This is a genomic window from Streptomyces sp. NPDC002032 (genome assembly GCF_042890765.1).
Taxonomy (GTDB): Bacteria; Actinomycetota; Actinomycetes; order Streptomycetales; family Streptomycetaceae; genus Streptomyces.
The window spans coordinates 223,889-249,505 of sequence record NZ_JBIASM010000006.1 but is presented as its reverse complement, the minus strand read 5'-3'; the positions used below and the strand labels follow the sequence as shown (position 1 = coordinate 249,505).

General features: G+C 73.8%; 25 protein-coding genes. 5 read left to right on the top strand and 20 right to left on the bottom strand.

Annotation, left to right across the window (positions count from 1 at the left end):
- Positions 1 to 9: 9 nt before the first annotated feature.
- From ACFYYT_RS17140 to ACFYYT_RS17125, 4 genes are all read right to left on the bottom strand, one after another.
- On the bottom strand, positions 10 to 885 hold the full coding sequence (locus ACFYYT_RS17140; protein ID WP_351815436.1) for an alpha/beta hydrolase: 876 nt from the start codon (positions 883 to 885) through the stop codon (positions 10 to 12).
- A 171-nt stretch (positions 886 to 1,056) separates the two neighbouring features.
- Positions 1,057 to 2,310: a kynureninase gene (gene kynU / locus ACFYYT_RS17135; protein WP_351815434.1), complete on the bottom strand. Its 1,254-nt coding sequence runs from the start codon at positions 2,308 to 2,310 to the stop codon at positions 1,057 to 1,059.
- Positions 2,303 to 3,151 carry a tryptophan 2,3-dioxygenase family protein gene (locus tag ACFYYT_RS17130; protein WP_351815431.1) on the bottom strand — a complete coding sequence of 283 codons (849 nt, stop codon included), beginning with the start codon at positions 3,149 to 3,151 and terminating at the stop codon, positions 2,303 to 2,305. The genes kynU and ACFYYT_RS17130 overlap by 8 nt, the downstream gene beginning before the upstream one ends.
- A 126-nt stretch (positions 3,152 to 3,277) precedes the next feature.
- Positions 3,278 to 3,691: a DUF3151 domain-containing protein gene (locus tag ACFYYT_RS17125; protein WP_351815429.1), complete on the bottom strand. Its 414-nt coding sequence runs from the start codon at positions 3,689 to 3,691 to the stop codon at positions 3,278 to 3,280.
- Between the two features lie 256 nt (positions 3,692 to 3,947).
- Here ACFYYT_RS17125 and ACFYYT_RS17120 point away from each other — a divergent pair, with 256 nt between their 5' ends.
- A complete protein-coding gene (locus ACFYYT_RS17120) occupies positions 3,948 to 5,183 on the top strand; it encodes a transposase (protein ID WP_351815426.1) in 1,236 nt (411 codons plus the stop codon).
- Between the two features lie 37 nt (positions 5,184 to 5,220).
- Here ACFYYT_RS17120 and ACFYYT_RS17115 read toward each other — a convergent pair whose 3' ends face one another.
- From ACFYYT_RS17115 to ACFYYT_RS17070, 10 genes are all read right to left on the bottom strand, one after another.
- Entirely contained in the window at positions 5,221 to 7,143 is a 1,923-nt protein-coding gene (locus ACFYYT_RS17115; RefSeq protein WP_351815423.1) for a GAF domain-containing protein, read from the bottom strand.
- Positions 7,144 to 7,263: 120 nt separating this feature from the next.
- Positions 7,264 to 8,076: a BTAD domain-containing putative transcriptional regulator gene (locus ACFYYT_RS17110; protein ID WP_388608311.1), complete on the bottom strand. Its 813-nt coding sequence runs from the start codon at positions 8,074 to 8,076 to the stop codon at positions 7,264 to 7,266.
- Between the two features lie 83 nt (positions 8,077 to 8,159).
- The gene (locus ACFYYT_RS17105; protein WP_351824499.1) at positions 8,160 to 8,885 is read right to left on the bottom strand and encodes a ScbR family autoregulator-binding transcription factor; all 726 of its coding nucleotides are present in this window, start codon (positions 8,883 to 8,885) and stop codon (positions 8,160 to 8,162) included.
- 229 nt (positions 8,886 to 9,114) lie between these two features.
- On the bottom strand, positions 9,115 to 10,137 hold the full coding sequence (fbaA, locus tag ACFYYT_RS17100) for a class II fructose-bisphosphate aldolase (RefSeq protein ID WP_351824502.1): 1,023 nt from the start codon (positions 10,135 to 10,137) through the stop codon (positions 9,115 to 9,117).
- Between the two features lie 263 nt (positions 10,138 to 10,400).
- Positions 10,401 to 10,964 carry an orotate phosphoribosyltransferase gene (pyrE, locus tag ACFYYT_RS17095; RefSeq protein ID WP_351824505.1) on the bottom strand — a complete coding sequence of 188 codons (564 nt, stop codon included), beginning with the start codon at positions 10,962 to 10,964 and terminating at the stop codon, positions 10,401 to 10,403.
- A gap of 21 nt (positions 10,965 to 10,985) precedes the next feature.
- Positions 10,986 to 11,774, bottom strand: a complete 789-nt coding sequence (locus ACFYYT_RS17090) for an aldose 1-epimerase (RefSeq protein WP_351824508.1) — start codon at positions 11,772 to 11,774, stop codon at positions 10,986 to 10,988.
- A 43-nt stretch (positions 11,775 to 11,817) separates the two neighbouring features.
- Entirely contained in the window at positions 11,818 to 12,690 is an 873-nt protein-coding gene (locus tag ACFYYT_RS17085) for an SRPBCC family protein (RefSeq protein WP_351824511.1), read from the bottom strand.
- A gap of 77 nt (positions 12,691 to 12,767) precedes the next feature.
- Positions 12,768 to 14,408, bottom strand: a complete 1,641-nt coding sequence (locus tag ACFYYT_RS17080) for a polyamine aminopropyltransferase (protein ID WP_351824514.1) — start codon at positions 14,406 to 14,408, stop codon at positions 12,768 to 12,770.
- Between the two features lie 100 nt (positions 14,409 to 14,508).
- A complete protein-coding gene (locus tag ACFYYT_RS17075) occupies positions 14,509 to 15,027 on the bottom strand; it encodes a DUF2617 family protein (RefSeq protein ID WP_351824517.1) in 519 nt (172 codons plus the stop codon).
- A 326-nt stretch (positions 15,028 to 15,353) separates the two neighbouring features.
- Positions 15,354 to 15,608 (bottom strand): hypothetical protein, encoded by a 255-nt coding sequence (locus ACFYYT_RS17070; protein ID WP_351824519.1) that lies wholly within the window; start codon positions 15,606 to 15,608, stop codon positions 15,354 to 15,356.
- A gap of 128 nt (positions 15,609 to 15,736) precedes the next feature.
- Here ACFYYT_RS17070 and ACFYYT_RS17065 point away from each other — a divergent pair, with 128 nt between their 5' ends.
- Both ACFYYT_RS17065 and ACFYYT_RS17060 read left to right on the top strand, forming a co-directional pair.
- Positions 15,737 to 16,924: a pyridoxal phosphate-dependent aminotransferase gene (locus ACFYYT_RS17065; protein WP_351824522.1), complete on the top strand. Its 1,188-nt coding sequence runs from the start codon at positions 15,737 to 15,739 to the stop codon at positions 16,922 to 16,924.
- A gap of 109 nt (positions 16,925 to 17,033) precedes the next feature.
- Positions 17,034 to 18,161: a hypothetical protein gene (locus tag ACFYYT_RS17060; RefSeq protein WP_351824525.1), complete on the top strand. Its 1,128-nt coding sequence runs from the start codon at positions 17,034 to 17,036 to the stop codon at positions 18,159 to 18,161.
- Between the two features lie 13 nt (positions 18,162 to 18,174).
- Here the strand turns inward: ACFYYT_RS17060 and ACFYYT_RS17055 are convergent, their stop codons facing one another.
- Positions 18,175 to 18,717 carry a YbjN domain-containing protein gene (locus tag ACFYYT_RS17055; protein WP_351824528.1) on the bottom strand — a complete coding sequence of 181 codons (543 nt, stop codon included), beginning with the start codon at positions 18,715 to 18,717 and terminating at the stop codon, positions 18,175 to 18,177.
- Positions 18,718 to 18,842: 125 nt separating this feature from the next.
- Positions 18,843 to 21,449 carry an ATP-dependent chaperone ClpB gene (gene clpB, locus ACFYYT_RS17050; RefSeq protein WP_351824531.1) on the bottom strand — a complete coding sequence of 869 codons (2,607 nt, stop codon included), beginning with the start codon at positions 21,447 to 21,449 and terminating at the stop codon, positions 18,843 to 18,845.
- A gap of 114 nt (positions 21,450 to 21,563) precedes the next feature.
- On the opposite strand from clpB, the gene ACFYYT_RS17045 reads away from it, so the two are divergent.
- Positions 21,564 to 21,968, top strand: coding sequence for a TIGR03618 family F420-dependent PPOX class oxidoreductase (locus ACFYYT_RS17045; protein ID WP_351824534.1), 405 nt, complete (start codon positions 21,564 to 21,566; stop codon positions 21,966 to 21,968).
- A gap of 147 nt (positions 21,969 to 22,115) precedes the next feature.
- Here the strand turns inward: ACFYYT_RS17045 and ACFYYT_RS17040 are convergent, their stop codons facing one another.
- Together ACFYYT_RS17040 and ACFYYT_RS17035 are read right to left on the bottom strand one after the other, a co-directional pair.
- On the bottom strand, positions 22,116 to 22,430 hold the full coding sequence (locus tag ACFYYT_RS17040; RefSeq protein ID WP_267088552.1) for a (2Fe-2S)-binding protein: 315 nt from the start codon (positions 22,428 to 22,430) through the stop codon (positions 22,116 to 22,118).
- Positions 22,430 to 22,726: a hypothetical protein gene (locus tag ACFYYT_RS17035; protein WP_385323160.1), complete on the bottom strand. Its 297-nt coding sequence runs from the start codon at positions 22,724 to 22,726 to the stop codon at positions 22,430 to 22,432. The genes ACFYYT_RS17040 and ACFYYT_RS17035 overlap by 1 nt, the downstream gene beginning before the upstream one ends.
- An 84-nt stretch (positions 22,727 to 22,810) precedes the next feature.
- Between ACFYYT_RS17035 and ACFYYT_RS17030 the strand changes: the two genes are divergently transcribed.
- Complete coding sequence (locus tag ACFYYT_RS17030) at positions 22,811 to 23,842, top strand: helix-turn-helix transcriptional regulator (protein ID WP_351824542.1); 1,032 nt, start codon at positions 22,811 to 22,813, stop codon at positions 23,840 to 23,842.
- A 100-nt stretch (positions 23,843 to 23,942) separates the two neighbouring features.
- Here the strand turns inward: ACFYYT_RS17030 and ACFYYT_RS17025 are convergent, their stop codons facing one another.
- Complete coding sequence (locus tag ACFYYT_RS17025; protein WP_351824545.1) at positions 23,943 to 24,407, bottom strand: heat shock protein transcriptional repressor HspR; 465 nt, start codon at positions 24,405 to 24,407, stop codon at positions 23,943 to 23,945.
- Position 24,408: 1 nt separating this feature from the next.
- Complete coding sequence (gene dnaJ, locus ACFYYT_RS17020; protein ID WP_351824548.1) at positions 24,409 to 25,596, bottom strand: molecular chaperone DnaJ; 1,188 nt, start codon at positions 25,594 to 25,596, stop codon at positions 24,409 to 24,411.
- Positions 25,597 to 25,617: the final 21 nt, after the last annotated feature.

Below are 25,617 nucleotides of genomic sequence, written 5' to 3'. Positions count from 1 at the left end.
CGCGGGCCCCTACCAGGCCAGCTGCGCGATCTCCTCGCAGACCACCGCGCACGCGTCGGCCGCCGGGTCGATCAGCGGGAAGTGGCCGACGCCGTCCAGCAGGGTCAGGCCGACCAGTTCACCCGCCTCACCGGCGGCGGCGACGTACGACTCCGCCACCGCGTGCGGGACCACGATGTCCTCGCGCCCGTGCACGACGGCGGTGGCGATGCCCGTCGGGAGCAGGGCCGCCGGGTCGGCGCCCGGCAGCCGCGCGTCCCAGTGCTCGGCGCCCCCCAGCAACTGCGCCGTCGCGCCCCCGCAGACGCCCAGCGCCTGCGCCACCGTGAAGTCCGCGATGGGGGCCAGCGCCACCACCCCGCGCAGCGCCGGCGGGGAGGGCAGCCGCCACGGGGACCCGGACGGGAGCACGTGCCGGGCGGCCGCCCACAGCGCGAGGTGTCCGCCCGCCGAATGCCCCGTCACCACCGTGCGCCGGGTATCGGCGGCGGGCAGCGCCCCGGCGGCCAGGCCGGGCAGGGCGTCCATGGCGGCGGCGACGTCGTCGAAGGTCTCCGGCCAGCGCCCCGCGACCGGCCCGCCGGCGTTCTGGTGCGGCAGGGAACTCCCGCGCCGGTACTCGACGTTGGCGACGGCGAAGCCCCGGCGGGCCAGGAAGTCCGCGAAGGGGGTGACGTGCTGCCGGTCGTAGGGGGCCCGCCAGGCCCCGCCGTGCAGGACCACGACCAGCGGGGCCGGGCCCGTGGCGTCCCCGCGCGGGGCGTAGAAGTCGATGACCTGGTCGGGGTGTTCCCCGTACGCGGCGCTCGCCTCCGGGGCGACCGCGGGGTGCGCGAAGGCCGAGGCGGCCTCGGCGGCGTCCCGTTCGACTGCGGGGTCCGTCATCGGCTCAACCTCTCGGTAACGCGTGGGACAGCGGGGACAGATGTTCCGGTGTACCGGCAGAGCGGGACCGTATCAGGCTAGAACCCGCCCTCCTGTGGCCGGACAGCGCGGAACTGGAGCGGGCGGAGCCGTAGCCCCGCCCGCCCGTCGCAGTGACGTTTCGCTACCGCGTCACCCGAAAATGTGACCCAGTGTGCGCGCCGCGCGCTCCACATCGGCGAATCCGACGTACAGCGGGGTGAACCCGAAGCGCAGGACGTCGGGGGCGCGGAAGTCCCCGACGACCCCCCGGGAGACGAGTTCGGCCATCACCGCGCGCGCGTCGTCGGCGCGCAGCGAGACCTGGCTGCCCCGCTCGGCGTGCCCGGCCGGAGTGACCGGCAGGGCCCTGCCCCCGGGGACGTACGCCGCCACGCACTCCAGGAAGAAGTCCGTCAGCGCGAGCGACTTGGCGCGGACGTCCTCGATGTCCACGCCCTCCCACACCCCGAGCGCCGCCTCCAGGGCCAGCATGGACAGGATGTCCGGGGTACCGACCCGGGCGCGGGCCGCGCCCTCGGCCGGCTCGTAGCCCGGGGTCATCGCGAACGGCTCGGCGTGGCTGTTCCAGCCGGGCAGCGGGGAGTCGAACGCGCCCTGGTGGCGGGCGGCCACGTAGACGTACGCCGGGGAACCGGGTCCGCCGTTGAGGTACTTGTACGTGCACCCCACCGCGAGGTCCACGGCGTGCGCGTCCAGGCCGACCGGCAGGGCGCCCGCGCTGTGGCACAGGTCCCAGACGATCAGCGCGCCCGCGGCGTGCGCGGCCGCGGTCAGGGCGGGCAGGTCGTGGAGCCGGCCGCTGCGGTAGTCGACGTGGTTGAGGAGCACCACCGCGGTGTCCCCGTCGAAGGCGGCCGCCGCCTCGGCGGGATCGACGGCCACCAGCTCCAAGCCCGTCAGCCGGGCGGCGGAGGCGGCGATGTAGCCGTCCGTCGGGAAGGTGGTGGCGTCGACGAGCAGCCGGGTCCGGCCGGGGGCCGCCAGGCGGGCGGCCCCGACCAGGGCCTTGAAGAGGTTGACGCTGGTGGAGTCGCCGACGGTCACCTGGCCGGGGGCCGCGCCGACGAGCGGGGCGATCAGGTCGCCGATCCGCTCGGGGGCGGTCCACCAGCCGCTCTCGTCCCAGGAACGGATGAGGAGTTCGCCCCACTGCCGCCGGACGACGTCCGCCACGGCGTCGGGGACGGCGGCCGGGAGCGCGCCGAGGGAGTTTCCGTCGAGGTAGACGATCCCCTCGGGGAGGGTGAAGCGCTCGCGGAGCTTGGCGAGGCCGTCCTCGGCGTCCAGCCGCGCGGCGCGGGCCCGCAGCTCCGTCGGGTCGGTGGTGCTCGTGGTCGTGCTCGTGCTCGTGGTCGTGCTCGTGGTCGTGGTCGTGTCAGACATAGCTGCGGGCCGTCCAGAGCTCGGGGAAGACGTTCTTCGTCGCCCGCTTCTCCAGCCAGGTGACTCCGGCGGAGCCGCCCGTGCCGGTCTTGGCGCCCATCGCGCGGCGGGTGGCCACCAGGTGGTCGTTGCGCCAGCGCCAGACGAGTTCCGCCACGTCCGTGAGGATCTCGCCCAGCCGGTGCAGGTCGGCGTGACGGCCGTCCGGCTCGGCGTAGAGGGCGGTCCAGACGGCCTCGACCTCCGCCGAGGGCTCGTAGCGCAGGGCCAGGTCACGCGTCAGGACCGACTGCGGGACCGGCAGGCCGCGGCGGGCCAGCAGGCGCAGGGTCTCGTCGTAGAGGCCGGGCTCCTGGAGCGCCTTCTCCAGCTCCCCGTGGACGCGCGGCGCGCCCCGGTGCGGGACGAGCATCGACGCCGACTTCTCGCCGAGCAGGAACTCCATCCGGCGGTACATCGCCGACTGGAAACCGGAACCTTCGCCCAGCGCCGAGCGGTAGGCGTTGAACTGCGAGGGAGTGAGCTGCGCGAGGGGCCGCCAGGAGGCGTTCAGAGCCTCCAGCTCGCGGAGGGATCGTTTCAGCGCGTCCATCGCGACCGGGAGGTCGTCCTCGCGCAGGGCGCGGGCCGCTGTCTCCCATTCGTGGACGATGACCGTGAACCACAGCTCCATGACCTGGGTCGTCACCAGGAAGACCATCTCGCCGGGGTCGTCCGAGCGGAGGTGCTGGAGGTGGGTGAGGACGTCCGCCTGGACGTAGTCCTCGTACGGAGTCGTGCCCGCGAAGTCGAGGTTCGGGGTGTCCGAACCGGCTCCGGAGGCATCAAGGGCGTGCGACATTTCTGTCTCCTCGACACGTGCTTCCGGGTAGCGGTCCGCTCCTTCCGGTGAGGTAAGTGGAGCCCCGGTCCCCTGCTCGCATCATAAGCAAGGGATCCGGAAGCCCTCTAGGGCGAACGCCGACGGTTATCCGAGCGTGTCCGCGGCCGTCGCCGAGGAGTCGCGCAGGAAGGTCGAGCAGCGCGCGTACTCGTCCTTCTCCCCGATGGCCCCGGCCGCCCGGGCCAGGGCGTGCAGGGCGCGCAGGAAGCCGCGGTTCGGCTCGTGCTCCCACGGCACCGGGCCGTGGCCCTTCCAGCCGGCCCGGCGCAGCGAGTCGAGGCCGCGGTGGTAGCCGGTGCGGGCGTACGCGTACGACTCGACGGTGTGGCCCGCCGCGAAGGCGCGGTCGGCGAGGGCGGCCCAGGCCAGCGACGAGGTCGGGTGGGCGGCGGCCACCTCGGCCGGGTCGGTCCCGGCGGCGAGGGCCTCGCGGGGGGCGGGCTCGTCGGGCAGGTGGGTGGGGGCCGGGCCCCCGAGGAGGTTCTGGTGAATCGACATGGCCCCAGTGTGTCCGATGGGCCGGACGGGCGCGGTCCCGGCCGACCTGACGAACCGCCGCAATCCCCGCGACCGGTGTCCCCGGCGTCCCGCAGGCTTCCGTACCGGGCCCGGCGCCGCGGCGGACCGGGGTGGTGGCCCGCCCACCACGTTCCGGGGAAGTCCGGTGGCCGGGGCACCTCCCGCGCGGGGGGCCCGGCGGCGGAACGTGGGGGTGCAGTCGATGCACGCCTAGGGGGATGTCGTGGCAACGATCATGAGCAGCAGCACCACCACCGGCACGGACCCGGACCGGACCGACCCGCACCGGACCGGCCCGCACCGGACCGGCCCGCACCGGGCCGGCCCGCACCGGGCCCCGCGCCCGGAGCAGGGCCCCGACCCGGCCTACGCCATGGCCGACGACCTCTGCGACACCGTCCTCGCCCCCCTGCGCCGCAAGGACCAGCGTGAGAAGGGCCGCCAGTACGTACGGGGGCTGCTCGCCCTCCCCGGCCGCAAGTCGATGCGCGGGATCGCCGGGCAGGTCGGCGGCGGCGCCGCCGAGCAGAGCACGCACCACTTCATCTCCGGCTCCACCTGGGACTGGGAACCCCTCCGCGACGCCCTCTCCGGGTACCTGGAGGCCACCACCCCGCTGACCGCCTGGGTGGCGCAGCCGATGGCGATCCCCCGGGGCGGCGAGCACTCGGTGGGCGTGGCGCACCGCTTCGACCCGCACCTGGGCCAGATGTTCCGCGGCCAGCAGGCCTTCGGCACCTGGTTCACCTCCGCCGCCCTGGTGACGCCGGTCGGGTGGCGGATGTACCTGCCCGAGGCGGAGGGCGCCGCCCCGCGCACGCCCGCCGAGCGCGGCCCGTACGAGGACGCCGCCTACGCGCAGTCCGCGACGGCCGCCGTGCTCGACACCGTGCGCCGGGGCGGGGGCGCCCCCCGGCCGGTGGTGCTGGACATCCACCGCATCGGCACCCGGTCCACGATGAACCGCTTCGCGGAGGCCGGGGTGCCGGTCATCGCCCGGGCCGATCCGGCGACCCCGCTGCTCGTCACCGACCCGGCGCTGCCCGGCCACGGCGCGGGCCCCCGCAGCGCGCGGGACGTCCTCCAGTCCGTGCGCGGGCTGTGCACCCCGGTGGAGTGGACCGACCCGGACCCGGCGCACCCGGGGGGCCGGCACCGCAGCACCCTCGCCGTCGCGGTGCGGGTGATGATGCCCGACCCCTCCCCGGCCCGCCGCCGCCACCTGCTGCTGGTCGGCGAGTGGACGGACCCCCACCGCGCCCCGTCGCAGCTGTGGGTGACCGACCTCGTACGCCTCCCCGTCGGCCCGCTGCTGCGGCTGACGAAGCAGGGGCTGCGCGTCGGCTCCGCCGCCGGCCGCACCGGCCGCGAGGCGGGGCTGCGCGACTTCGCCGGCCGCGCCCTGCCCGGCTGGCACCGCCACGTCACCCTGGCCTCGGTCGCGCACGCCGCCCGCGCCCTGACGGCGTAGGCGCGCGCCGGGACCGGCCGGGACCGGCCCGGGTCGGTCAGCCGGGGCGGTGCGCCGCCGTGCGGCGTTCGTGCAGCACCGTGCGGGCCTTGCGCAGGCGCAGCGCCAGCTGGATCTCCAGGGCCCGGGCGGGCTTCTGCCAGTGCGGGCCCAGCAGTTCGGCGATCCGCTCCAGGCGGCGGGAGACGGTGTTGGGGTGCACGTGCAGGACCTCGGCGGCGTGGGTGGGGCTGGACCCGGCGGCGAAGTAGGCCTCCAGGGTGCGGGTCAGCTCCGTCAGCCGGTCGGCGTCGTACTCCAGGACCGGGCCGATGGTGCGGGCCACGAAGGACTCCACGTCGTGGTCGGCGGACAGCAGCAGCCCGAGGAAGCCCAGTTCGCTCAGGGAGGCCGTGCCGCCGACCCCGTCCAGGGCGGTCAGCGCGTCCAGGCAGCGCACCGCCTCGGCGTACACGCGGGCCACCTCCCCCGGACCCCCGGTGGGTCCGGCGGCGCCGGTGGAGACGGCGTGGCCCAGCAGCGGGGAGAGTTCGCCGGAGACCCGGTGGGCCGCGGCCGAGGCGTCGGCGCCGGGCAGCACCAGGACGACGCAGCCGCGGCGGACGCCCTTGAGGCCGCCCATCCGGTACGCGTACGAGGACGCCCAGGCGACCGCCTTGCCGAGTTCGCCGCCCTCGGGCCGGGCGACGACCACCACGTGCGGGCGGTCGAGGTCGAGGCCGAGCCGCCGGGTGCGCTCCAGCAGGTGCGGGTCGACGGAGTGCGGCCGCTCCAGCAGGTCGGCGAGGAGCTCGTCGTGGACGGGCCCTTCGGCGGCGGCCGTTCCGCGCTGGATCAGCATCAGGCAGGCCACGGACTGGGCGGCCAGCTGGAGGAGCCGTACGTCCTCCTCGGCGAGCGGGGCGGAGGCGCGCAGCAGCAGCACCCCGAGGTCCTCCGCGCCGGCCAGGACGGGGGCCAGCCACAGGTCTCCCGGGAGCCGCAGGGGCCGCCGGTCGGTCAGCGCCTGGAGGGCCCCCTTGGTCACCGTCTCCTCGTCCAGGCCGGGCAGCTCGCCGGTGGCGGTCAGCGGCCGCCCGCCCGGGTCCCGCACCTGGAGGACCCCGTCCAGCGCGTCGGCGGTGGCACGGGCCAGGGTGGGCAGCCCGGCCCCGTCGAGGACCAGCCCGGCCAGCCGGGCGTGGCACTCCCAGAGGTAACGGACCCGGGTGAGGGCGGTGTTGGTGCGCGAGCCGAAGGCCTCCAGCTCGGTGACCTCGTCGCGGGTCTGCTCCAGCAGCCGGGCCTTCTCGATCGCGACGGCCGCCAGGTCGGCGAGGGAGAGCATGATGCCGATCTCGTCCGGGGTGAACTGCCGTACGGAGCGGTCGGATCCGTAGAGCGCGCCGAGGCTGGAGTCCCCGCGGCGCAGCGGGACGGCGATGATCGCGTGCAGGCCCTCCGCGGCGACGACGGCGTCGATGCCCGGGGAGTGGGCGATGGCCGGGTCGGCGAGGTAGTCGGCGGTCCACACCGGGGACTGGCGGGCCTGCGCGATGCTGCCGAGGCCGCGGCCGGTGCCCAGTTCGAGGCCGACGTTGAAGGCGGTGGTCTCGCCCTCGGAGGTGCGTACGTACGCGGATCCGTCCGGGCGGCTGAGCGAGACCCAGGCCATGTCGAAGCCGAGCAGGCGCCGGGCGCGCCGGGTGATCAGGCGCAGCAGGCCGTCGATGTCGTACGGGGAGGTCAGGTCGTGCGCGGTGTCGACGAGGGCGGTGAGGGCGGCCTCGCGCTGCTTGCGGCGGTCCGCGCCGGCCCTGACGGTGCGGGCGAGTTCGACGGCCCGGGTGAGTTCGGCGAGGGCGGCCTCCCCGGCGCCCGCGCCGTGCGCCTCGGCGAGGAGGGCGTCGTAGCGGCTCTGCGGGGCGTCCGCCGCGAGCAGTTCCAGTACGGCCAGTGAGCCCCCGTCTTCCCCGCCCATCGTGCTGTTCCCCCGTCCGACCAGCTGTTTTGTGCCCGGCTCCCGAACCTAGGTTCCGTCCGGGAAAGGGTCAAGCAGGGCGCGGCCGGGCGGCTGCGGCCGGTCGCCGCCCGGGGCCGGTCAGCAGCGGGCGCCGCAGGCCAGCGGCCGCTCGGCGGCGGGCGCCACGGGCCCGCCCGTGACCCGGCCCGGCCAGGCGGCGGGGCGGCCGGCACCGACCGGGCCCGGTCCGGCCGCCGGGCGCACGAGGCCGCCCAGGCGGGGCCCGGCGGCGGGGCGGCCGGCCAGCGCCCGGGCCTCGGCCCGGCGCAGCGCGGCCGGGTACGCGCCGTCGGGGCGTCCGGCGCCCGCCCCGTGCAGGCCCGCCAGCTCCAGCCGCAGTTCGCGGTGGCGGCCGAGCGCGAGTTCCGCTTCGACCCACTGGCCGAGTACGGAGAGCCGGTCCGCGTCGAGCGCCGCGATGCGGCCGCGGAGCCAGGGGCCCGCTTCGACGCCGTCCAGGGCGGGGCCGGTCCACAGGTCCAGGGCGCGGCGCAGCCGGGAGGCGGCGCGGGCGAAGTCCCCCCGGCTCATGGCCCGGTACCCGGCGCCCGCTTCGCGCTCGAACTCCCGCACGTCGCAGCGGCCGCCGCCGGTGTCGAGAAGATACCCGCCGGGACGTGACGAGAGCACCGTTTCCGCAGTCCGTACCCCACAGGCCCCCAGCGCCTCGGCGAACCGCTCGCGCAGCCGGCGTACGGCGGCGTGCAGGGCGGCCCGGGCGTGCTCGGGCGGAACGCGGCCGGCCAGCTCGTCGGCGAGCACCGAAACCGGTACGACCCGGTCGGGGGAGGCCGCGAGGACCGCCAGGACGTGCCGGGACTCCGGTGTGGGGGCCGTGACGGGCACGCCGTTCTCGGTGACCCGTGGCGGTCCGAGCACCTCAATGTCCACAGTCTTCTCCCCCCTGGGCGGCAGGAGAAAAATAATACCCGGAAGGATCTTTCAGGGAAGGGGTGCCGGGTCCTGTCCTCGCGTCAGACGGAGATCTCCCGGGCCTCGGCGGCGTCCGCCGGAGCCGTACCGCCCGGGCAGCCGGTCCGGCAGGTGTGGCCCCCGTCGGGCCCGTACAGGGCCCGCGCGCCCCGCCCGGGCCGGGTGTCGAGCCGGATCGCCACGGCCGGCACCACCACGTTCGGCATCACGTGCGAGTACAGCTCCGAGACCTGCGCGTCCAGATCCAGCCGGAGCATCTGGGACATGGTGTTCAGCCCCGCGTACGCGCCCACGATCAGCCGCGAGGGCACCAGCGGGTCCACGTTGGGCAGCAGTTCCCCGCGCCGCTCCGCCTCCTCCAGCACGCCGACGTGCTGGTCGATCCAGGCCTGGTAGGGGGCGGCCTTGTCGAGGTGGCGGCCGGCGTGGTCCAGGGTGAGCCGGGCACTCGCCCGCATCAGCGTCTCGTGCCGCAGCCGATGCGAGAACACCATGCCGATGTCCACGAACTCCTGGGTCTTGTACGGCTGTGCGGCCAGCTCCGGCTGCGATTCGTTCTGCGCGTCGATGACGGCCTGGGCCAGGGCTTCCTTGGAGTCGAAGTGGAAGTAGAGCGCGCCCTTGGTGACCTTCGCGATGTTGACGATGTCGGAGAGCTTGGCCGTCTCGTAGCCGTGCGCCTCGAAGACCTCGGCCGCCGCTTCCAGGATCGCCCGACGCGTGCGCACCGCCCGGTCCTGCTTCACCTGGGGTCGCTCTGTCCTCATGTCTGGCGTCGCCTCTCCTGGCCCGCCGGCGTTACATCCCCACGGGTACGTTTCTCTGGGTAGATTCCACACCATGGCCCGGCCGCCCGTCCACCGGGGCTCCCCGGCTCCGTCACAAAGACCCGGCGCGAGGGCCCCGGCCGCGCGGAAGGGGGCCCGCCGGTCCGTGGTGCGGACCGGCGGACCCCCTTCCCGGGTCCTCGGCGGGGACGGACGTCCCCGGCGCGGGTTACTTCAGCCTGGTGCCCGCGGAGCGCAGGTCGGCGCAGGCCGCGGTGACGCGCTTGGCCATGCCGGCCTCGGCCAGCTTGCCCCAGGTGCGCGGGTCGTAGGTGGACTTGGTGCCGACCTCGCCGTCGACCTTCAGCACGCCGTCGTAGTTGCGGAACATGTGGTCCGCGACCGGGCGGGTGAAGGCGTACTGGGTGTCGGTGTCGAGGTTCATCTTCACGACGCCGTTCTCCAGCGCGGTGGCGATCTCCTCGGCCGTGGAGCCCGAGCCGCCGTGGAAGACGAAGTCGAACGGCGAGGCCTTGCCGTACTTCTCGCCGACGCCGGCCTGGAGGTCCTTGAGGAGCTCGGGGCGCAGGACGACGTTGCCCGGCTTGTAGACGCCGTGCACGTTGCCGAAGGAGGCGGCCAGCAGGTAGCGGCCCTTCTCGCCCAGGCCCAGGGCTTCGGCGGTGCGCAGCGCGTCGTCGACGGTGGTGTACAGCTCGTCGTTGATCTCGTGGCTGACGCCGTCCTCCTCACCGCCGGTCGGGGTGATCTCGACCTCAAGGATGATCTTCGCGGCGGCGGCCTTGGCGAGCAGCTCCTGGGCGATGGCCAGGTTGTCGGACAGGGTCTCGGCGGAGCCGTCCCACATGTGCGACTGGAAGAGGGGGTTCAGGCCGCGGGCCACGCGCTCGGCGGAGACCTCCAGGAGCGGACGTACGTAGCCGTCCAGCTTGTCCTTGGGGCAGTGGTCCGTGTGCAGCGCGACGGTGACGTCGTACTTGGTGGCGACGACGTGCGCGAACTCGGCCAGGGCGACCGCGCCGGTGACCATGTCCTTCTTGTACTGGCCACCCAGGAACTCGGCACCGCCGGTGGAGATCTGGATGATGCCGTCGCTCTCGGCCTCCGCGAAGCCGCGCAGCGCAGCGTGCAGGGTCTGGGTCGAGGTCACGTTGATCGCCGGGTAGGCGAACTTGCCTGCCTTCGCCCGGTCGAGCATCTCGTTGTAGACCTCGGGGGTTGCGATGGGCATCTGTCCGCTCCTTGGATGTGCGGGGAGTGTGCTTATTGCGGGCCCTGACCTGGGGGCGACGTCAGACGTCGCCCCCATCTTTCCAGACTCGGCGCGACACTCCAGCCCACCCGTCTCGCCATCCGGTCCACCGCGGGCGGAGCCCTCCGCGAGGAGCGCTCCACCCGCCAGGAAAGGAGCAGGTCAGGACCCGGAAAGCGGGGCCGCGGGGACCTTGGTCACCAGTTGCCCGCGCGCTCCCCGTGTCCCCGGTGCGGGGCGGGTCAGCCGAGGCCGAGGTCCCCGAGGCGGTAGCCGGTGAGGTAGGGCAGGCCCGCTCCGGCGATGGCGTCGGCCGCGCCCCGGTCCACGATGGTGGCGACGGCGACGACCTCGCCGCCCGCCTCGCGGACCGCCTCGACGGCGGTCAGCGGGGAGCCGCCGGTGGTCGAGGTGTCCTCGACGACCAGGCAGCGCCTGCCCTTGACGTCGGTGCCCTCGATGCGGCGCTGCATGCCGTGCGCCTTCTGCGCCTTGCGGACGACGAAGGCGTCGAGGCGCCCGCCGCGCGCGGCGCTGGCGTGCAGCATCGAGGTGGCGACCGGGTCGGCGCCCAGGGTCAGGCCGCCGACGCAGTCGAAGTCGAGGTCGGCGGTGAGGTCGAGCATGACCTGCCCGACCATCGGGGCCGCCTCGCCGTCGAGGGTGATCCGGCGGAGGTCGATGTAGTAGTCGGCCTCCTTGCCGGAGGAGAGGGTCACCTTGCCGTGCACGACGGCCTTGTCCTTGATCTGCTGCAGAAGCGCATCGCGTGTGCCCTGCGGCCTTACTTCGTTGACGTCGGTCATGCCCCCGAGCTTAATTGCGCCCTACGGGAGCCGCCGCCAGGTCCAGGTGCTGGAGATCTCCAGCGGGTCGACGGGCGTGACCAGCTGCGGGAGCGTGTTCAGGCCGTTCGGCGGGCCGGACTGGGGCTCCACGCAGACGGCCTCGGGCTGCTCGTCGTAGACCACCACCCATTCGGCGCGGCTGGTCACCTTCAGCTCCAGCAGGCCGGGCCAGGTGAGGGTGACGTCGACGCCCCCGGGCATCCCGAAGCAGTCGTCCCAGGGGCCCGGCTTCGGGTCGGTGCGGCGGCCGGTCGGCAGGTGGTCCTCGCCGCGTTCCTCCTGCCACTGCGGCGCGAAGGCGATCTGCGCCTCGGGGCCGCCGGGCGTCAGGGCGCGGCGGAACCAGGGGTGCCAGCCCGCCTGCGCCGGGAAGGAGTCCCCGTACGTCTCCACGCCCATGGTGAGCGTCAGCGCGTCCTCGGTGAGCTCGAAGACCTGCGTCACCCGGCCGGCGTACGGCCAGGGGTCGGCGAGGTCGTAGACGAAGGCCGCCCGGGTCTCGCTCGCCCCGGCGGGCCGCCAGACCGCGTCCCGGCCGAAGCCGTGGATGGCGTGCGGCGGGTGGTTCAGGGGCAGCTGGTGGACGGCCGCCCCGTCGCGGAAGCGCCCGTTCGCCGTCCGGCCGCACCAGGGGACCATCGGGAAGGACCCGAAGTGCGGTCCCTGGCGCAGCAGCTCGGTGCCGTCGACGCGCAGACTGCCGATCCGGCAGCCGTTCTCCCGGTCGATGGTGATCTCGGCGCCGCCGGCGCTCAGTCGCGTACTCATACCGCGACCCTACGGCCCGTCAGCGGCGCCGGCGCAACGCCCGTCAGCGGCGCCGGCGCAACGCCCGTCCGACCACGACGGCCGAGGCCAGGGCGAGTGCCGCGGCCGGGGCGACCCAGCGCATCCCGGCCCCCGCTCCGGCGGCGGAGGGGGCGGGGACGGGGGCGTAGCGGCCGCGCGGCGGCAGGTGGTCGACCTCCTCGGCGCTGCGGCCGATCATCGTGCGGCGGGCGTGCGCGGCCTCGGCCGGGGGGCCGCCCGCAGCATCGGGCCCGCCGGGGGCGCCCGGGGCGCCGTCCGCGGCGAAGTCCCCGGTCAGGAAGGGGTCGAGGGCGGGATCGAGGGAGGGCGGGGGCACCTCGGTGTCGAACACGGAGGCGGTGACCTCGGTGACGTCCTCGCCGGAGTCACCCGGCTCCGCCGTCCCGCGGGCCTCTTCCGCCTCCTCGGCCTCGGCCACCGGGTCGTGCGGCAGCTCGCGCTCCGGTGCGCAGGCGCCGGCCAGGTTGGCGGCGAACCGGTCCAGCAGGCGGCGGCCGGCGGTGACCGTGGCCCCGGGATCGAAGCCGGCGGCCCGCCCCCCGGCCTCCGCCTCGGCGGTGAACTCCAGCCGGGTGCCGCCCTCGTGCGGGATCAGCCGCAGCCCGAGCCGGAGCGCGACGGTGCCGTTGCCGCGCACCTCGGCGCCCTCGCCCACGGCCTCGAAGCGGTCGGTCTCCGGCTCGGTGAGGGCCAGCGCCCCGCGGTAGGTCACGGTGTGGCCGCCGACCCGCACCTTGAGCCGGCCGGCCGGCGGTCCGGCCCCGGTGTCGGCGTCCTGCTGGAGCCCGGGGACGCAGCGGGCCACCCGGGCGGGGTCGCGCAGCACTGCGCGGAGATCGTCTGCCGGTACCGGAACGAACACCTGATGCTCCATGTGGTCGAGCCTACCGACGGGACCCGGCCGTGCACACGGACACGACGGCGCCGGGGCGCCCGCGCCCGCGCCCGGGATCAGGAGTAGCGCGGGTGCGGGAGCGTGGAGGGCGGGAGCCCGGCCGGGCGGCTCCGGGCGGCGTCCCGGGCGGCGTCCTGGAGGGAGCGGGTGGACACCGCGCGCAGGGCGGGCGTGTCGCGGTCCACGCGCAGCTCGGGGACCTTCTCGCGGGCGGCGAGCACGAAGCCCCAGTCCTGCGGCGGCGAGCCGGTGGCGCCCGCCGTGCGGTCGGGCCCGGCGGTGAAGCCGGAGAGCCGGCCGCCCGCGCTGTAGGGGGTGGTGAGCAGCCCGGCGGCCCGCAGGGTGGCCTCGACGGTCCAGTAGGTGCGCGGCCGGCCGGTCAGCGGCCCGGCGTGCACGGCGAGGCGCCCGCCGGGGTTCAGGGCCCGCGCGGCGAGCCCGTAGAACTCCTGCGAGTAGAGCTTCGTGCTCGGGGTGATGCCCGGGTCGGGGAGGTCGGAGACGATGACGTCGAAGCGGGCGCGGGCGGCGGGCCCGCGCAGCCAGCGGAAGGCGTCCTCGGTGACGACGCCCAGGCGCGGGTCCTCGTAGGCGCGGCCGTTGAGCACGGAGAGCATCGGGTCGGTGCGGGCGAGCCGGACGACGCCGGGGTCGAGCTCGACGACGGTGACGGAGGCGACGTCCCGGTAGCGCAGCACCTCGCGGGCGGCGAGCCCGTCGCCCCCGCCGAGGACCAGGACGCGGGCGTGCGGGCCGGTCATCGCGGGGTGCACCAGGGCCTCGTGGTAGCGGTACTCGTCGTAGCCGGAGACCCGCAGCCGGCCGTCGAGGTAGAGGTCGAGGGAGCGGGGGGAGCCGGCGGCGGGGCCGGTCAGCACCAGTTCCTGCACGCCGGTCTGGACGGCGACCCGCACCTCCCCGCCGTAGACGGCGGTGCGCGCGATCCGCTCGAAGTCGTCGGCGAGCAGGGTCGCGCAGGCGAGGAAGGCGAGGACGGTGACGTTGGCGGCGATCAGCAGCCAGCGGCAGCGGCGGCTGAGGTCGCGGCGGAACAGCCACAGGACGAGGCCGCCCCCGGCGACCGCGTTGACGGTGCCGGTGAGCATCGCCCCGGTGAGCTGGCCGACCATCGGGAGCAGCAGGAAGGGGAAGGCGAGGCCGCCGACGAGGGCGCCCACGTAGTCGGCGGCGAACAGGTCGGCGACGGCGCCGCCGGCGTCCTGTCTGCGGATGCGCTGGATGAGGACCATCAGCAGCGGGATCTCCGCGCCGATGAGCACGCCGATGGCGAAGGAGAAGCCGACGAGCGCCGGGCGGGACTCCCCCAGCCAGGCGAAGCTCGCGTACAGGGCCATGGCGGAGAAGCCGCCGAGCAGGGCGAGGACGGCCTCGATGGCGCCGAAGCCGAAGGCGGGCCGGGCGCGCAGGCGTTTGGCGAGCAGGGAGCCGACGCCCATGGCGAAGACCATGACGGACAGCACGACGGACGCCTGGGTGACGGAGTCGCCGATGAGGTACGAGCCGAGGGCGAGGAGCTCCAGCTCGTACACGAGTCCACAGGCGGCGCACACGAACACCGTGGCCAGGACGAGGAGTCGGCCGGTCCGGGGACGTACGGGCAGGGCGGCCGGGACGGTCTGCACGCCCCGCGGCTCCGCCGCCGGGAGCACCCCGCGGGGGGCGGAACGGTCGATCATGAAGCGAACCGTACGTCACCACCCACGCACACCCTGTCACCCACATGGGTGCAAGTGGCTTATTGAATCGGCCAGTTGGCGCAATCGGCGCGCAACCCCCCTAGGCCGGCACCCCCATCCGCACGCCGACCCGGGTGCGGGTGGCCACCAGCTGGCCCTCCTGCGGGTAGGCGTGCCAGGTCCGCCAGCGCACCTGCCCCTCGCAGCGCTGCGCGAGCAGGGCGGTGAAGGCGTGTTCGTCGCCGGGGAAGGTGCCCGCCAACCCGTTCGGGTGGTCCGCGACCAGGGCCAGCAGTTCCTGGGCCCGGCCCGTGAAGGAGCCGCGGGAGAGGGTCTCGACCCGCGCGGCGAACTCGTACTCCCAGTCGCCCACCCGCTTGGCCACGCCCAGCGGAAGCGGCGTACTGCTGCCGGGCATGCAGGCGACCGTCTCCGAACAGAGCACCTCGCCCTCCTCCAGGAGCACCTGGTGGGAGGCTCCGAGCAGACGCAGCTCCACCTTCGCGTCCGCGAGCTGGAGGTTCAGCACGGCAAGGGCGGGCAGCCGCTCACGTCCCAGGGCCCAGGCGAGGTCGGCGGCACGCGTGTCGGTGTAGGTGGTCTGGAGGGTCGTGAGCATGAGTCGGCTCCGCAAACGCGCGAGGGAGAGGGGCCGGGCCCGCCAGCGGTGGTCAACGGGTGGGGGGACACCGGCACGGGTCCGCAGGAAGTCCAGGGAGGCCCGAGGACTGGTCTACTCAACCGAGGGAATCATGAAAGGCACGGCACTCACAGCGTTTTTACCCAACTTGACGGGGTTTACATCCCCCCGGGGGGATACACAGTTCACGTGTTCAACGGCACTCCCCCCGTACGCCGTAGTGCGAGCCCGAACAAGAAGACGTCCCGGGGTAGTTGTCCCCGCCGGAGCCCGCGTTCACGCAGGTCCGGAAGGCCTTTCCAGTGTCAGCTGGACCCGCAGCCCCCGCCACCGCAGGAGGAGCCGCACGAGGACGAGGACGAACCGCACGAGGAGGAAGAGGAGCCGCAGGACGAGGAGGAGCCGCACGAGGAGCCCCCGTCCCCGCCCACCCAGCCGCTGGAGCTGCTGCCGCCGCCCGAACCGCCGCCCCGACCGCGGCCCGAACCCCAGCCGACGATCTTGGCGATCCAGACGATTCCCGCCACGACGACCCCGATGATCACCCATACGAGGAGCATGTCCCCGCCCCCTCTCCGATGCCCGGTCCCCCGGGGCCCGGGATCCCCATGTCCCGGCGTGCAGGGGGGATGCCCGCAGGCCACGGCGGCCAAAGCACACTTGAGCAACTCCAGAGCTTCCCCCCAGGATGGCGCCCATGAGCGCACCCGCGAGCAGCAGCAGCCGCCCCTTCCTCAACCGCCGCCTGGCCTCCTTCGGCACCACGATCTTCGCGGAGATGTCGGCCCTGGCCGCCCGCACCGGATCGATCAACCTGGGCCAGGGGTTCCCCGACACCGACGGCCCCGCCGAGATCGCCGAGGCCGCCGTCCGCGCGATCCGGGACGGCCGCGGCAACCAGTACCCGCCGGGCCCCGGCGTCCCCGAGCTCCGCGAGGCCGTCGCCGCCCACCAGCGGCGCTTCTACGGACTGGCGTACGACCCGGACACGGAGGTGCTCGTCACCGCCGGCGCCACCGAGGCCATCGCGGCCGCCCTCCTCGCCCTGCTGGAGCCCGGCGACGAGGTCATCGCCCTCGAACCGTTCTACGACTCCTACGCCGCCTGCATCGCCATGGCCGGCGCCGTCCGCGTCCCGCTCACCCTGCGCGCCCCGGACTTCCGCCCCGACCTCGACGCCCTGCGCGACGCGGTCACCCCGCGCACCCGGCTGCTCCTGCTGAACACCCCGCACAACCCGACGGGCACGGTCCTGACCCCCGCCGAACTGGCCTCGATCGCCGAGCTCGCCGTCGAGCGGGACCTCCTGGTCGTCACCGACGAGGTCTACGAGCACCTCGTCTTCGAGGGCGGCCACACCCCGCTGGCCTCGCTGCCCGGCATGCGCGAGCGCACCGTCACCATCTCCTCCGCGGGCAAGACCTTCTCCTTCACCGGCTGGAAGGTCGGCTGGATCACCGCCCCGCCCGCCCTGGTCTCCGCGGTCCGCTCCGCGAAGCAGTACCTCACGTACGTCTCCTCCGGTCCCTTCCAGTACGCCGTCGCCGAGGCCCTCGCCCTGCCCGACGCCTACTACGACGGCTTGCGCGCCGGCCTCGCCGCCAAGCGCGACCTCCTCGCCGGCGGCCTCGCCGCCGCCGGCCTGGAGGTCTTCCGCCCGCAGGGCACGTACTTCATCACCACCGACGTCTCCCCGCTCGGCGAGACGGACGGCCTGGCCTTCTGCCGCGCCCTGCCCGAACGCTGCGGCCTCGTCGCCATCCCGAACCAGGTCTTCTACGACGACAAGTCCGCCGGCGCCACCCAGGTGCGCTGGGCCTTCTGCAAGCGGACGGAAATCCTGGACGAGGCCGTGGCCCGCCTCGGGCGTCTGTAGGCCGCGGGCTCGTAGGGTGGCGCCGGAGGGGGACCGACGACTTGGGAGTGCCCGCCGCCCGCGCCGTGCGAGGAGCGGCCCGCGCGGGCACGGGAAAGCCGGGCAGAACATGACGACGGTGTCCCTGCGGCCGCGGGTGCGGGAAACCACGGCCCCGGCGGCCCTCGTCGCGCTCGGCGTGTTCGCGGCCGTGCGCGGGGCCGGCGTGCTCGTGCTGGCCGCCGCGGCCTGGTGGGCCGGGCGCGGCCCGGTACGGGTGCTCGGGGGCTCCTGGGACTCCGTCTGGTACCTCGCCATCGCCGCCCACGGCTACGGCCGGACCCAGATGTGGGCCGCCGGCTCCATCCAGAGCGACTACGCCTTCTTCCCGCTCTACCCCGCCCTCGTCCGGCTGGCCGGGGCCACCGCGCCGGCCGGGCTGGCGGTGGCCTGGACGGCCGCCGCGGTGGCCGCCGTCGGGGTGTACCGGGTCGGGGAGCACCTCCTCGGGGCCCGGGCCGGGGTGCTGCTCGTCGGCCTGTGGGCGGCGCTCCCGCACGCCGTGGTGCTGACCCTGGCCTATACCGAGGCGCTGCTCGCCGCCCTCGCCGCCTGGGCCCTGTACGCGCTGCTGCGCGGGCGCTGGGCCTGCGCCGCGGCCCTCGCCGTGCTCGCCGGGCTGACCCGGCCCACCGGGATCGCCGTGGCCGCCGCCGTGACGGCGCTGGCGGTACGGGAACTGGCGCTGCGGGGCAACCGCGCGCCCGGCGTGTGGGCGGCCGGGCTGCTGGCCCCGGCGGGCTGGGCGGCGTACGTCCTGGCCGTCGGGGCGACCCGCGGCGACCCGCTCGGCTATTTCGCCGTGCAGCGGCAGTGGGGCTCGCGCTTCGACTTCGGCGTCGGGGCGATGCGGTCCGCCGAGACGGTGCTGACCGGCGGGCACGTCCCCCTCGCGACCACCGTGACGGTGGCCGTGCTGGCCGCGGCGGGGCTGCTCGCGGCGGCCCTGGTGCTGGAACGGGCCCCGCTGCCGCTGCTCGCGTACACCGGGACCCTGCTGCTGATCACCTTCGGCGGCGCCGGGTTCTTCGAGTCGAAGCCGCGGTTCCTGCTGCCCGCGTTCCCGCTGCTGCTGCCGCTGGCGGCCGTCATGGCGAGAGCCCGGCCGCGCACCGCGGTCGTGGTGACCGGGTGCGCGGCCGGGCTCTCGTACGGCTACGGGGTGTACCTGCTCCTGGTGGCGCGGGTACCCCTGTGAGGGCCGTCGGCGACTAGTTGGTCTCGTCGCCCTCGGCCGTGTCGTCGCCCTCCGCGGAGTCGACGTCCTTCTCCAGGCCGAGCTGCTCGACGAGCCACTTGTCGAACTCGATCGAGGCGCGGACCCAGCTGACCGTGGAGGACACGAAGTGCTCCAGGCTGACGCCGGTGCCGATCAGCATCTGCGCCTCGCCGATCAGACGGACCGAGCCGTCGTCGTGCGTGTGGCTGTAGACCTTCGGCCACAGGGTGCGGCGGTTCCAGTCGTCGATCGACTCGAGCAGCTGCGGCTTGTCGTCGATCGCGTGGGGGCGGTCGTAGAAGGTCCGCACGGAGAAGACCTGCTGCTCGTCTTCGCCGCGGAACATGAAGTACGTCCGGAAGTCCTCCCACGGCGCCGCGAGGTCACCCTCGTCGTCGACGACGTACTTGAGCTCCATCTGCTCCAGGAGCTGCTTGACCAGATCCTGGTCGGGGACGACGGGGCCCGCCGGTCCTGTGGCCTGCGGTTCGGGCTGACCCCCGAAGTTCGGAATCGAGGCCGGGTCGATGCTCACCGTGTACTTCCCTTCGTGCGGATACAGCCATCCTCCACCATCGCTCCCACTCCGTGTCCACCCCCGCACGCCCGATCCGCTCCGGGCGGACACGGGGACGCGGAAGGCGGCGGGGCCCCGCCCGCTCAGAGCGCCTTGCCGACCAGGAGGTCGTCGCCGGCCACGTCGACGCGGACGGTGTCGCCGTCCCTGACCTCGCCGGAGAGGATCTCCCGGGCCAGGCGGTCCCCGATCGCCGTCTGGATCAGGCGGCGCAGGGGGCGGGCGCCGTACGCCGGGTCGTTGCCCTTGTCGGCCAGCCAGGCCAGGGCCCCGGGGGTGACGTCCAGGTTCAGGCGGCGGTCGGCGAGGCGCCGGGCGAGGCGGCCGATCTGGAGCTCCGCGATGTGCGCCAGCTCGTCGCGGGTGAGGGCGGAGAAGACCACCAGGTCGTCGAGGCGGTTGAGGAACTCCGGCTTGAAGCTCGCCCGGACCACCTCCAGGACGCGGGCCTTCTTGTCCTCGGCGGAGATCGCCGGGTCCACCAGGTACTGGCTGCCCAGGTTGGAGGTCAGGACCAGGATGGTGTTGCGGAAGTCCACGGTGCGGCCCTGGCCGTCCGTGAGCCGGCCGTCGTCGAGGACCTGGAGCAGGACGTCGAAGACCTCAGGATGGGCCTTCTCCACCTCGTCCAGCAGCACGACCGAGTACGGGCGCCGCCGGACGGCCTCGGTGAGCTGGCCGCCCTCCTCGTAGCCGACGTACCCGGGCGGGGCCCCGACGAGCCGGGCCACGCTGTGCTTCTCGCCGTACTCCGACATGTCGATGCGGATCATGGCCCGCTCGTCGTCGAAGAGGAAGTCCGCGAGGGCCTTGGCCAGCTCGGTCTTGCCCACGCCCGTCGGGCCCAGGAAGAGGAACGAGCCGGTCGGGCGGTCCGGGTCGGCGATGCCGGCGCGGGTGCGGCGCACGGCGTCGGAGACGGCCCGTACGGCCTCGCCCTGGCCGATCAGGCGGCGGCCCAGCTCGTCCTCCATGCGGAGCAGCTTCTGGGTCTCGCCCTCCAGCAGCCGGCCGGCCGGGATGCCCGTCCAGGCACCGACCACGTCCGCGATGTCGTCGGGGCCGACCTCGTCCTTGACCATGCTGTCCTTGGCGGCGGCGCCCCCGCCTGCCTTGGTGGCCTCCTCCTCCTCGGTGGCCTCGGCCAGCTCGCGCTCCAGGGCCGGGATCTCCCCGTAGAGCAGCTTGGAGGCGGAGTCGAAGTCCCCGTCGCGCTGGGCGCGCTCGGCCTGGCCGCGCAGGTCGTCCAGGCGCTCCTTGAGCTCGCCGACCCGGTTGAGGGACTGCTTCTCCTTCTCCCAGCGGGCGGTCAGGCCGCGCAGCTCCTCCTCGCGGTCCGCGAGGTCTTTCCGCAGCTTGTCGAGGCGCTCGCGGGAGGCGGCGTCCGACTCGTTCTTCAGGGCCAGCTCCTCCATCCGCAGGCGGTCCACGGAGCGCTGGAGCTCGTCGATCTCGACGGGCGAGGAGTCGATCTCCATGCGCAGCCGGGAGGCGGCCTCGTCGACGAGGTCGATGGCCTTGTCGGGCAGGAAGCGGGAGGTGATGTACCGGTCGGAGAGGGTCGCGGCGGCGACGAGCGCGCTGTCGTTGATGACGACCTTGTGGTGGGCCTCGTAACGGCCCTTGAGCCCGCGCAGGATCGCGATGGTGTCCTCGACGGAGGGCTCGGCGACCAGCACCTGCTGGAAGCGGCGCTCCAGCGCCGGGTCCTTCTCGATGCGCTCGCGGTACTCGTCGAGGGTGGTCGCGCCGACCATCCGCAGTTCGCCGCGGGCCAGCATGGGCTTGAGCATGTTGCCCGCGTCCATGGCGGAGTCCCCGCCGGCGCCCGCGCCGACGACGGTGTGCAGCTCGTCGATGAAGGTGATGATCTGGCCGTCGCTGGACTTGATCTCCGCGAGGACGGTCTTGAGGCGTTCCTCGAACTCGCCCCGGTACTTCGCGCCGGCGACCATCGCACCGAGGTCGAGGGAGACGAGCCGCTTGTTCTTCAGGGACTCGGGGACGTCCCCCTTGACGATGCGCTGGGCCAGGCCCTCGACGACGGCGGTCTTGCCGACGCCGGGCTCGCCGATGAGCACCGGGTTGTTCTTCGTACGGCGTGAAAGCACCTGGACAACGCGCCGGATCTCGTGGTCGCGGCCGATGACGGGGTCGAGCTTGCCCTCGCGGGCGGCTGCCGTGAAGTCCGTGCCGAACTTCTCCAGGGCCTTGTACTGGCCCTCGGGATCGGGGGTGGTCACCCGCCGTCCTCCTCGTGCGTTCTCGAATGCGGACAGCAGCTTCTTCGCGGTCGCGCCCTGGGCGGAAAGGACCTCACCGGCGGCCCCGCCCTTGGCGGCGGTCGCGATGAGGAGGTGTTCGGTGGAGAGGTAGTCGTCGCCGAGCCGGCCGGCCTCCGCGTCGGCCTCGGCCAGGACGGCGAGCAGCTCGCGGGTGGGCTGCGGGGGCGCGACCGTGGAACCGGTGACGCTGGGCAGGGCGGCGAGCAGCCGCTCGGCGCCGGCCCGGACGGCGGCCTGGTCGGCGTCGGACGCCGCGAGCAGGTCGGTGACGTTCTCGTTGTCCTCGCCGGCGAGCAGTGCCAGCAGCAGGTGTGCGGGGGTCAGGTCGGCGTGGCCGTCCTTGACGGCCCTGCTGGTGGCCGCGTTCAGGGCATCGCGGCTCTTGTTCGTCAGCTCGGCGTCCACTCTCGGGGTCTCCTCTCCGGCGGGGCACAAAAATCTGACAGGTTCAGCGTCTGCAAAGTTGAGTCTATTCCACTCAAGGCCAGTTTGGCAGCGCCCCCGCGTACGCTTCGCGGCATGGCCCATGACGTACTCAATCCGACGCCCGAGTACCTCGCCTTCTGGCGGGAACGGCACGTCTGCACCCTGACCACCCCCCGCCCGGACGGCACGCCCCACGTGGTGCCGGTCGGCGTGACCTACGACCCGGAAGCGGGGCTGGCGCGGGTGATCTCCAGCAAGAACAGCAAGAAGGTGCGCAACGTCCTGGCGGCGCCGGACGGCTCGGCGCGGGTGGCGGTCTGCCAGATGGAGGGCCGGCGCTGGGCGACGCTGGAGGGGCGCGCGGTGATCCGTACGGACGAGGCGTCGGTCGCCGACGCGGTGGCGCGCTACGCGGTGCGCTACGGGCGCACGCCCTCGCCCAACCCGGACCGGGTCGTCCTGGAGATCACCCTGGACCGGGCGATGGGCCGCGCCTGACCCCGACCCCGGGGGGCCGCCCGGAGCGGTGGTCCGGTCCGACCACTGGACGCGGACATCACAACGGCGCCATCGTGGTCAGGTCCACGATGGCGCCGTTGTGTGGGGGAAGCACCTGGGGCGATCTGCAACGACGGGGGAATCGCCTCAGGCACTGCGGGGGGTGGCGGCGGTGATGTCGGGTTCGAAGAGCTGGTGATCACGCTGATCGAGGTTGACGAAGACCATTCCGTACCGCACCTCGCAGCGGACGGGCTGCGGTGCGCCCCGGGGGCGGCGCAGACAGCGGTAGGCGCGGACGTCTTCGTCCTCCTCGCGCACGACGACGATCGGCTGGCCGAAGAGGGTGACCATCAGCGAATCGCCCGCGTAGGGAATGGCGGTCGCAAGGTCGATGAACTGCCAGCCGGACCGGTAGGCGGAAGCCATCTCACGTCGGAAGTCGCGGTCGTCGGGGGTCATCAGGCGACCGTCGCGGGGGCGGCGTTCCAGCCGCTGTCGGACTGGACGGTCGGCACGACGTTCCAACCGCTGTCGAGCTCACCGTCCGCCACGGTGTTCCAGCCGCTGTCCGCCTTGCCCGCGGGCCTGGCGTCCGTGCCACTGTTGGCCGGCGCGACGTTCCAACCGCTGTCGGCCAGAGCACCCCCCGCGTCGCCGTTGACAGCGCCGACTGCCCCAAAGACCGCAACAGCGGAGAAAACAACGGCAAGCGCCGAGCGAAGCATTCTCTTGTACATGGTCGGCTTCGTCCTCACTTGATGGAATCCTCTCCCCCGCATGTCAGACCATGGCTCATTCAGGCACGTTACGGCCACAGGGACGATGCATCATGTTCTTGCATGTTCAGGACCCTGGGGGGTGGAGATTTGCCCATAAGCGACACAAACCCGACGCATCCCCACCCCGTGACATCGATGTGCGACGAGGGAGCCCGGCTCTACGCGGCGGCGCTGAGCACCGGACGGGTACCGCGCAGCGAGGTGGAAAACGTTCCCTGCCTGCTTGAATTCGCCCTCCTGCGCCCCGACCCGGATGACGCCAACCAGCTCCGGGCGGTTCCGCCCGCCATCGCACTGGCGCAGCGGCTCCAGCCCCTGGAACGCGAGATCCAGGACCGGCGGCGCAGCGCGATCGACCTCACCGACGCATTCGAGCCGTTCCTCACCATCAGCGCGCAGAACCCCGCGAACACCCACGCCATCACCGTCCTGGAGGGATTCGACCAGATCAACGCCGCGCTCGACCTGGCGACGGCCGAGTGCCACACGGAGATGCTGACGGTCCAGCCGGGCGGCGCCCGCCCCTCCTACGCCCTCAGCGAGGCGCTGGAGCGCGACGCCCCGCTGATCGACCGCGGGGTGAGCATCCGCACGCTCTACCAGCACACCGCCCGGCACAGCCAGGGCACGCTCGCCTACGTGGAGCGGATCTCGGCGGGCAAGGTGGAGATCCGCACCCTGGAGGAGCTGATCGAGCGGCTCATCGTGTTCGACCGCACGGTGGCCTTCATCCCGGTCAGCGACGACCGGCGGGTGGCGCTGGAACTCCGCCACCCCGGGCTGGTCGACTACCTGATCAAGGTGTTCGAGCAGCTGTGGCGGCGGGCCGTGCCGCTCAGCGACGAGGTCACGTACACGCACATGCCCGACGGGATCTCGGGCGTCCAGCGCTCCATCGCCCAGCTGCTGATCGAGGGGCACGTGGACGAGGCCATCGCGCGCCGGCTGGGGATGAACGTGCGCACCTGCCGCGCGCACATCGCCCGGCTGGCCACCGCCCTGGGCAGCGGCAGCAGGGCCCAGCTGGGCTACCTGATCGCCCAGTCGGGGATCCTGCACACCGAGGGACCCCCGGACGTTCCGGAGGGCTGAGAGGGCCGTACAGGGCCGCGCAAGCCCCCGTACGCAAGAAGCCCCGCCCGGAATCCGGGCGGGGCTTCTTGCGTACGTGCTGCGGGGCCGCTGCCGCGCGTCAGTCCAGCGGGCGCTTGGGGCGCCAGACGACCAGCGCGCTGCCCGGCTGCGGCGGCTGGTACGGGACCAGGTCGCGCCGGTACGAGGCGTGCACCTGGGCCTCGCGGGCCTTGAGGGTGGCCGCGGCGCCGTCCACCGCGCTGGCGAGCTCGGCGACGCGCTGCTGGAGCGCGGCCACCTGGTTCTCCAGTTCGATGATCCGCTTGATTCCCGCCAGATTGATGCCCTCGTCCTGGGACAGCGCCTGCACCGTGCGGAGCAGTTCGATGTCCCGGGCGGAGTAGCGCCGGCCGCGGCCGGCCGTACGGTCCGGGGAGACCAGGCCGAGCCGGTCGTACTGGCGCAGGGTCTGCGGATGCAGGCCCGAGAGCTGGGCGGCCACGGAGATCACGTAGACCGGGGTCTCGTCGGTCAGCTGGTAGGCACCACTGCCGAAACGGGTCTGAGGTCGGCGGCCGTCCATGTCAAGCTCCCTTCGCGGACTCGAACAGCAGGGCGCGCGGGTCCTCGGACCCCGCCGCGTCGCGGTACATCTCCAGGGCCTCGCGGGCCTTGTCGGACAGTTCCGTCGGCACCGCCACCTCCACCGTGACGAGCAGGTCGCCGCGGGTGCCGTCCTTGCGGACCGCGCCCTTGCCGCGGGCCCGCATCGTACGGCCGCCGGGGGTGCCCGGGGGGAGTTTCAGCGTGACCGCCGGACCGTTCAGGGTCGGCACCTTGATCTCGGCGCCCAGGGCGGCCTCGGTGAAGGTCACCGGGACCGTCACCGTGAGGTTGTCGCCCTTGCGGCCGAACACCGGGTGGGAGTCGACGTGGACGATCACGTAGAGGTCCCCCGCCGGGCCGCCGCGCTCGCCCGGAGCGCCCTTGCCGCGCAGCCGGATCCGCTGGCCGTTCGAGACGCCCGCCGGGATCCGGACCTGCATGGTCCGCGAGCTGCGGGCCCGCCCGCTGCCCTTGCAGACGTCGCAGGGGGTCTCCGCGATCAGGCCGCGGCCCTTGCAGTCCGCGCAGGGGTCGGTCAGCGAGAAGCCGCCGCCGCTGCCGCGGGACACCTGGCCGGTGCCGACGCAGGTCGGGCACACCCGGGGGGTGCCGTTCTTGTCTCCGGTGCCCGAACAGGCCTTGCAGGGGGCCTGCGAGGACATCCGCAGCGGGACGGTCGCGCCGTCCACCGCCTCCGTGAAGGAGAGCGTCACCTCGGACTCGACGTCCTGGCCGCGGCGCGGCTGGGTGCGGCTTCCCGCACCCGGGCCGGCGCCGCGGTTGAACAGGCCGCCGAAGACGTCCCCGAGGCCGCCGCCGAAGCCGCCGGCCCCCGCGCCGCCACCGCCCTGGGCGCCCCCGAAGAGGTCGCCCAGGTCGAAGTTGAAGGAGCCGCCGCCCCCGCCCGGACCGGGGCGGAAGCCGCCGTTGCCGAACAGGGCTCGGGCCTCGTCGTACTCCTTGCGCTTCTTGGGGTCGCCGAGGACGTCGTTCGCCTCGGAGATCTCCTTGAAGCGCTCCTCGGCCGAGGCGTCGCCCTTGTTGGCGTCCGGGTGGAACTCGCGCGCGAGCTTGCGGTACGCCTTCTTGATCTCGGCGTCGGTGGCGTCCTTCGGGACACCGAGGACCTTGTAGTAGTCCTTCTCGACGAAGTCCTTCGTGCTCATCCCCGGTGGCCCTCCTCTCGG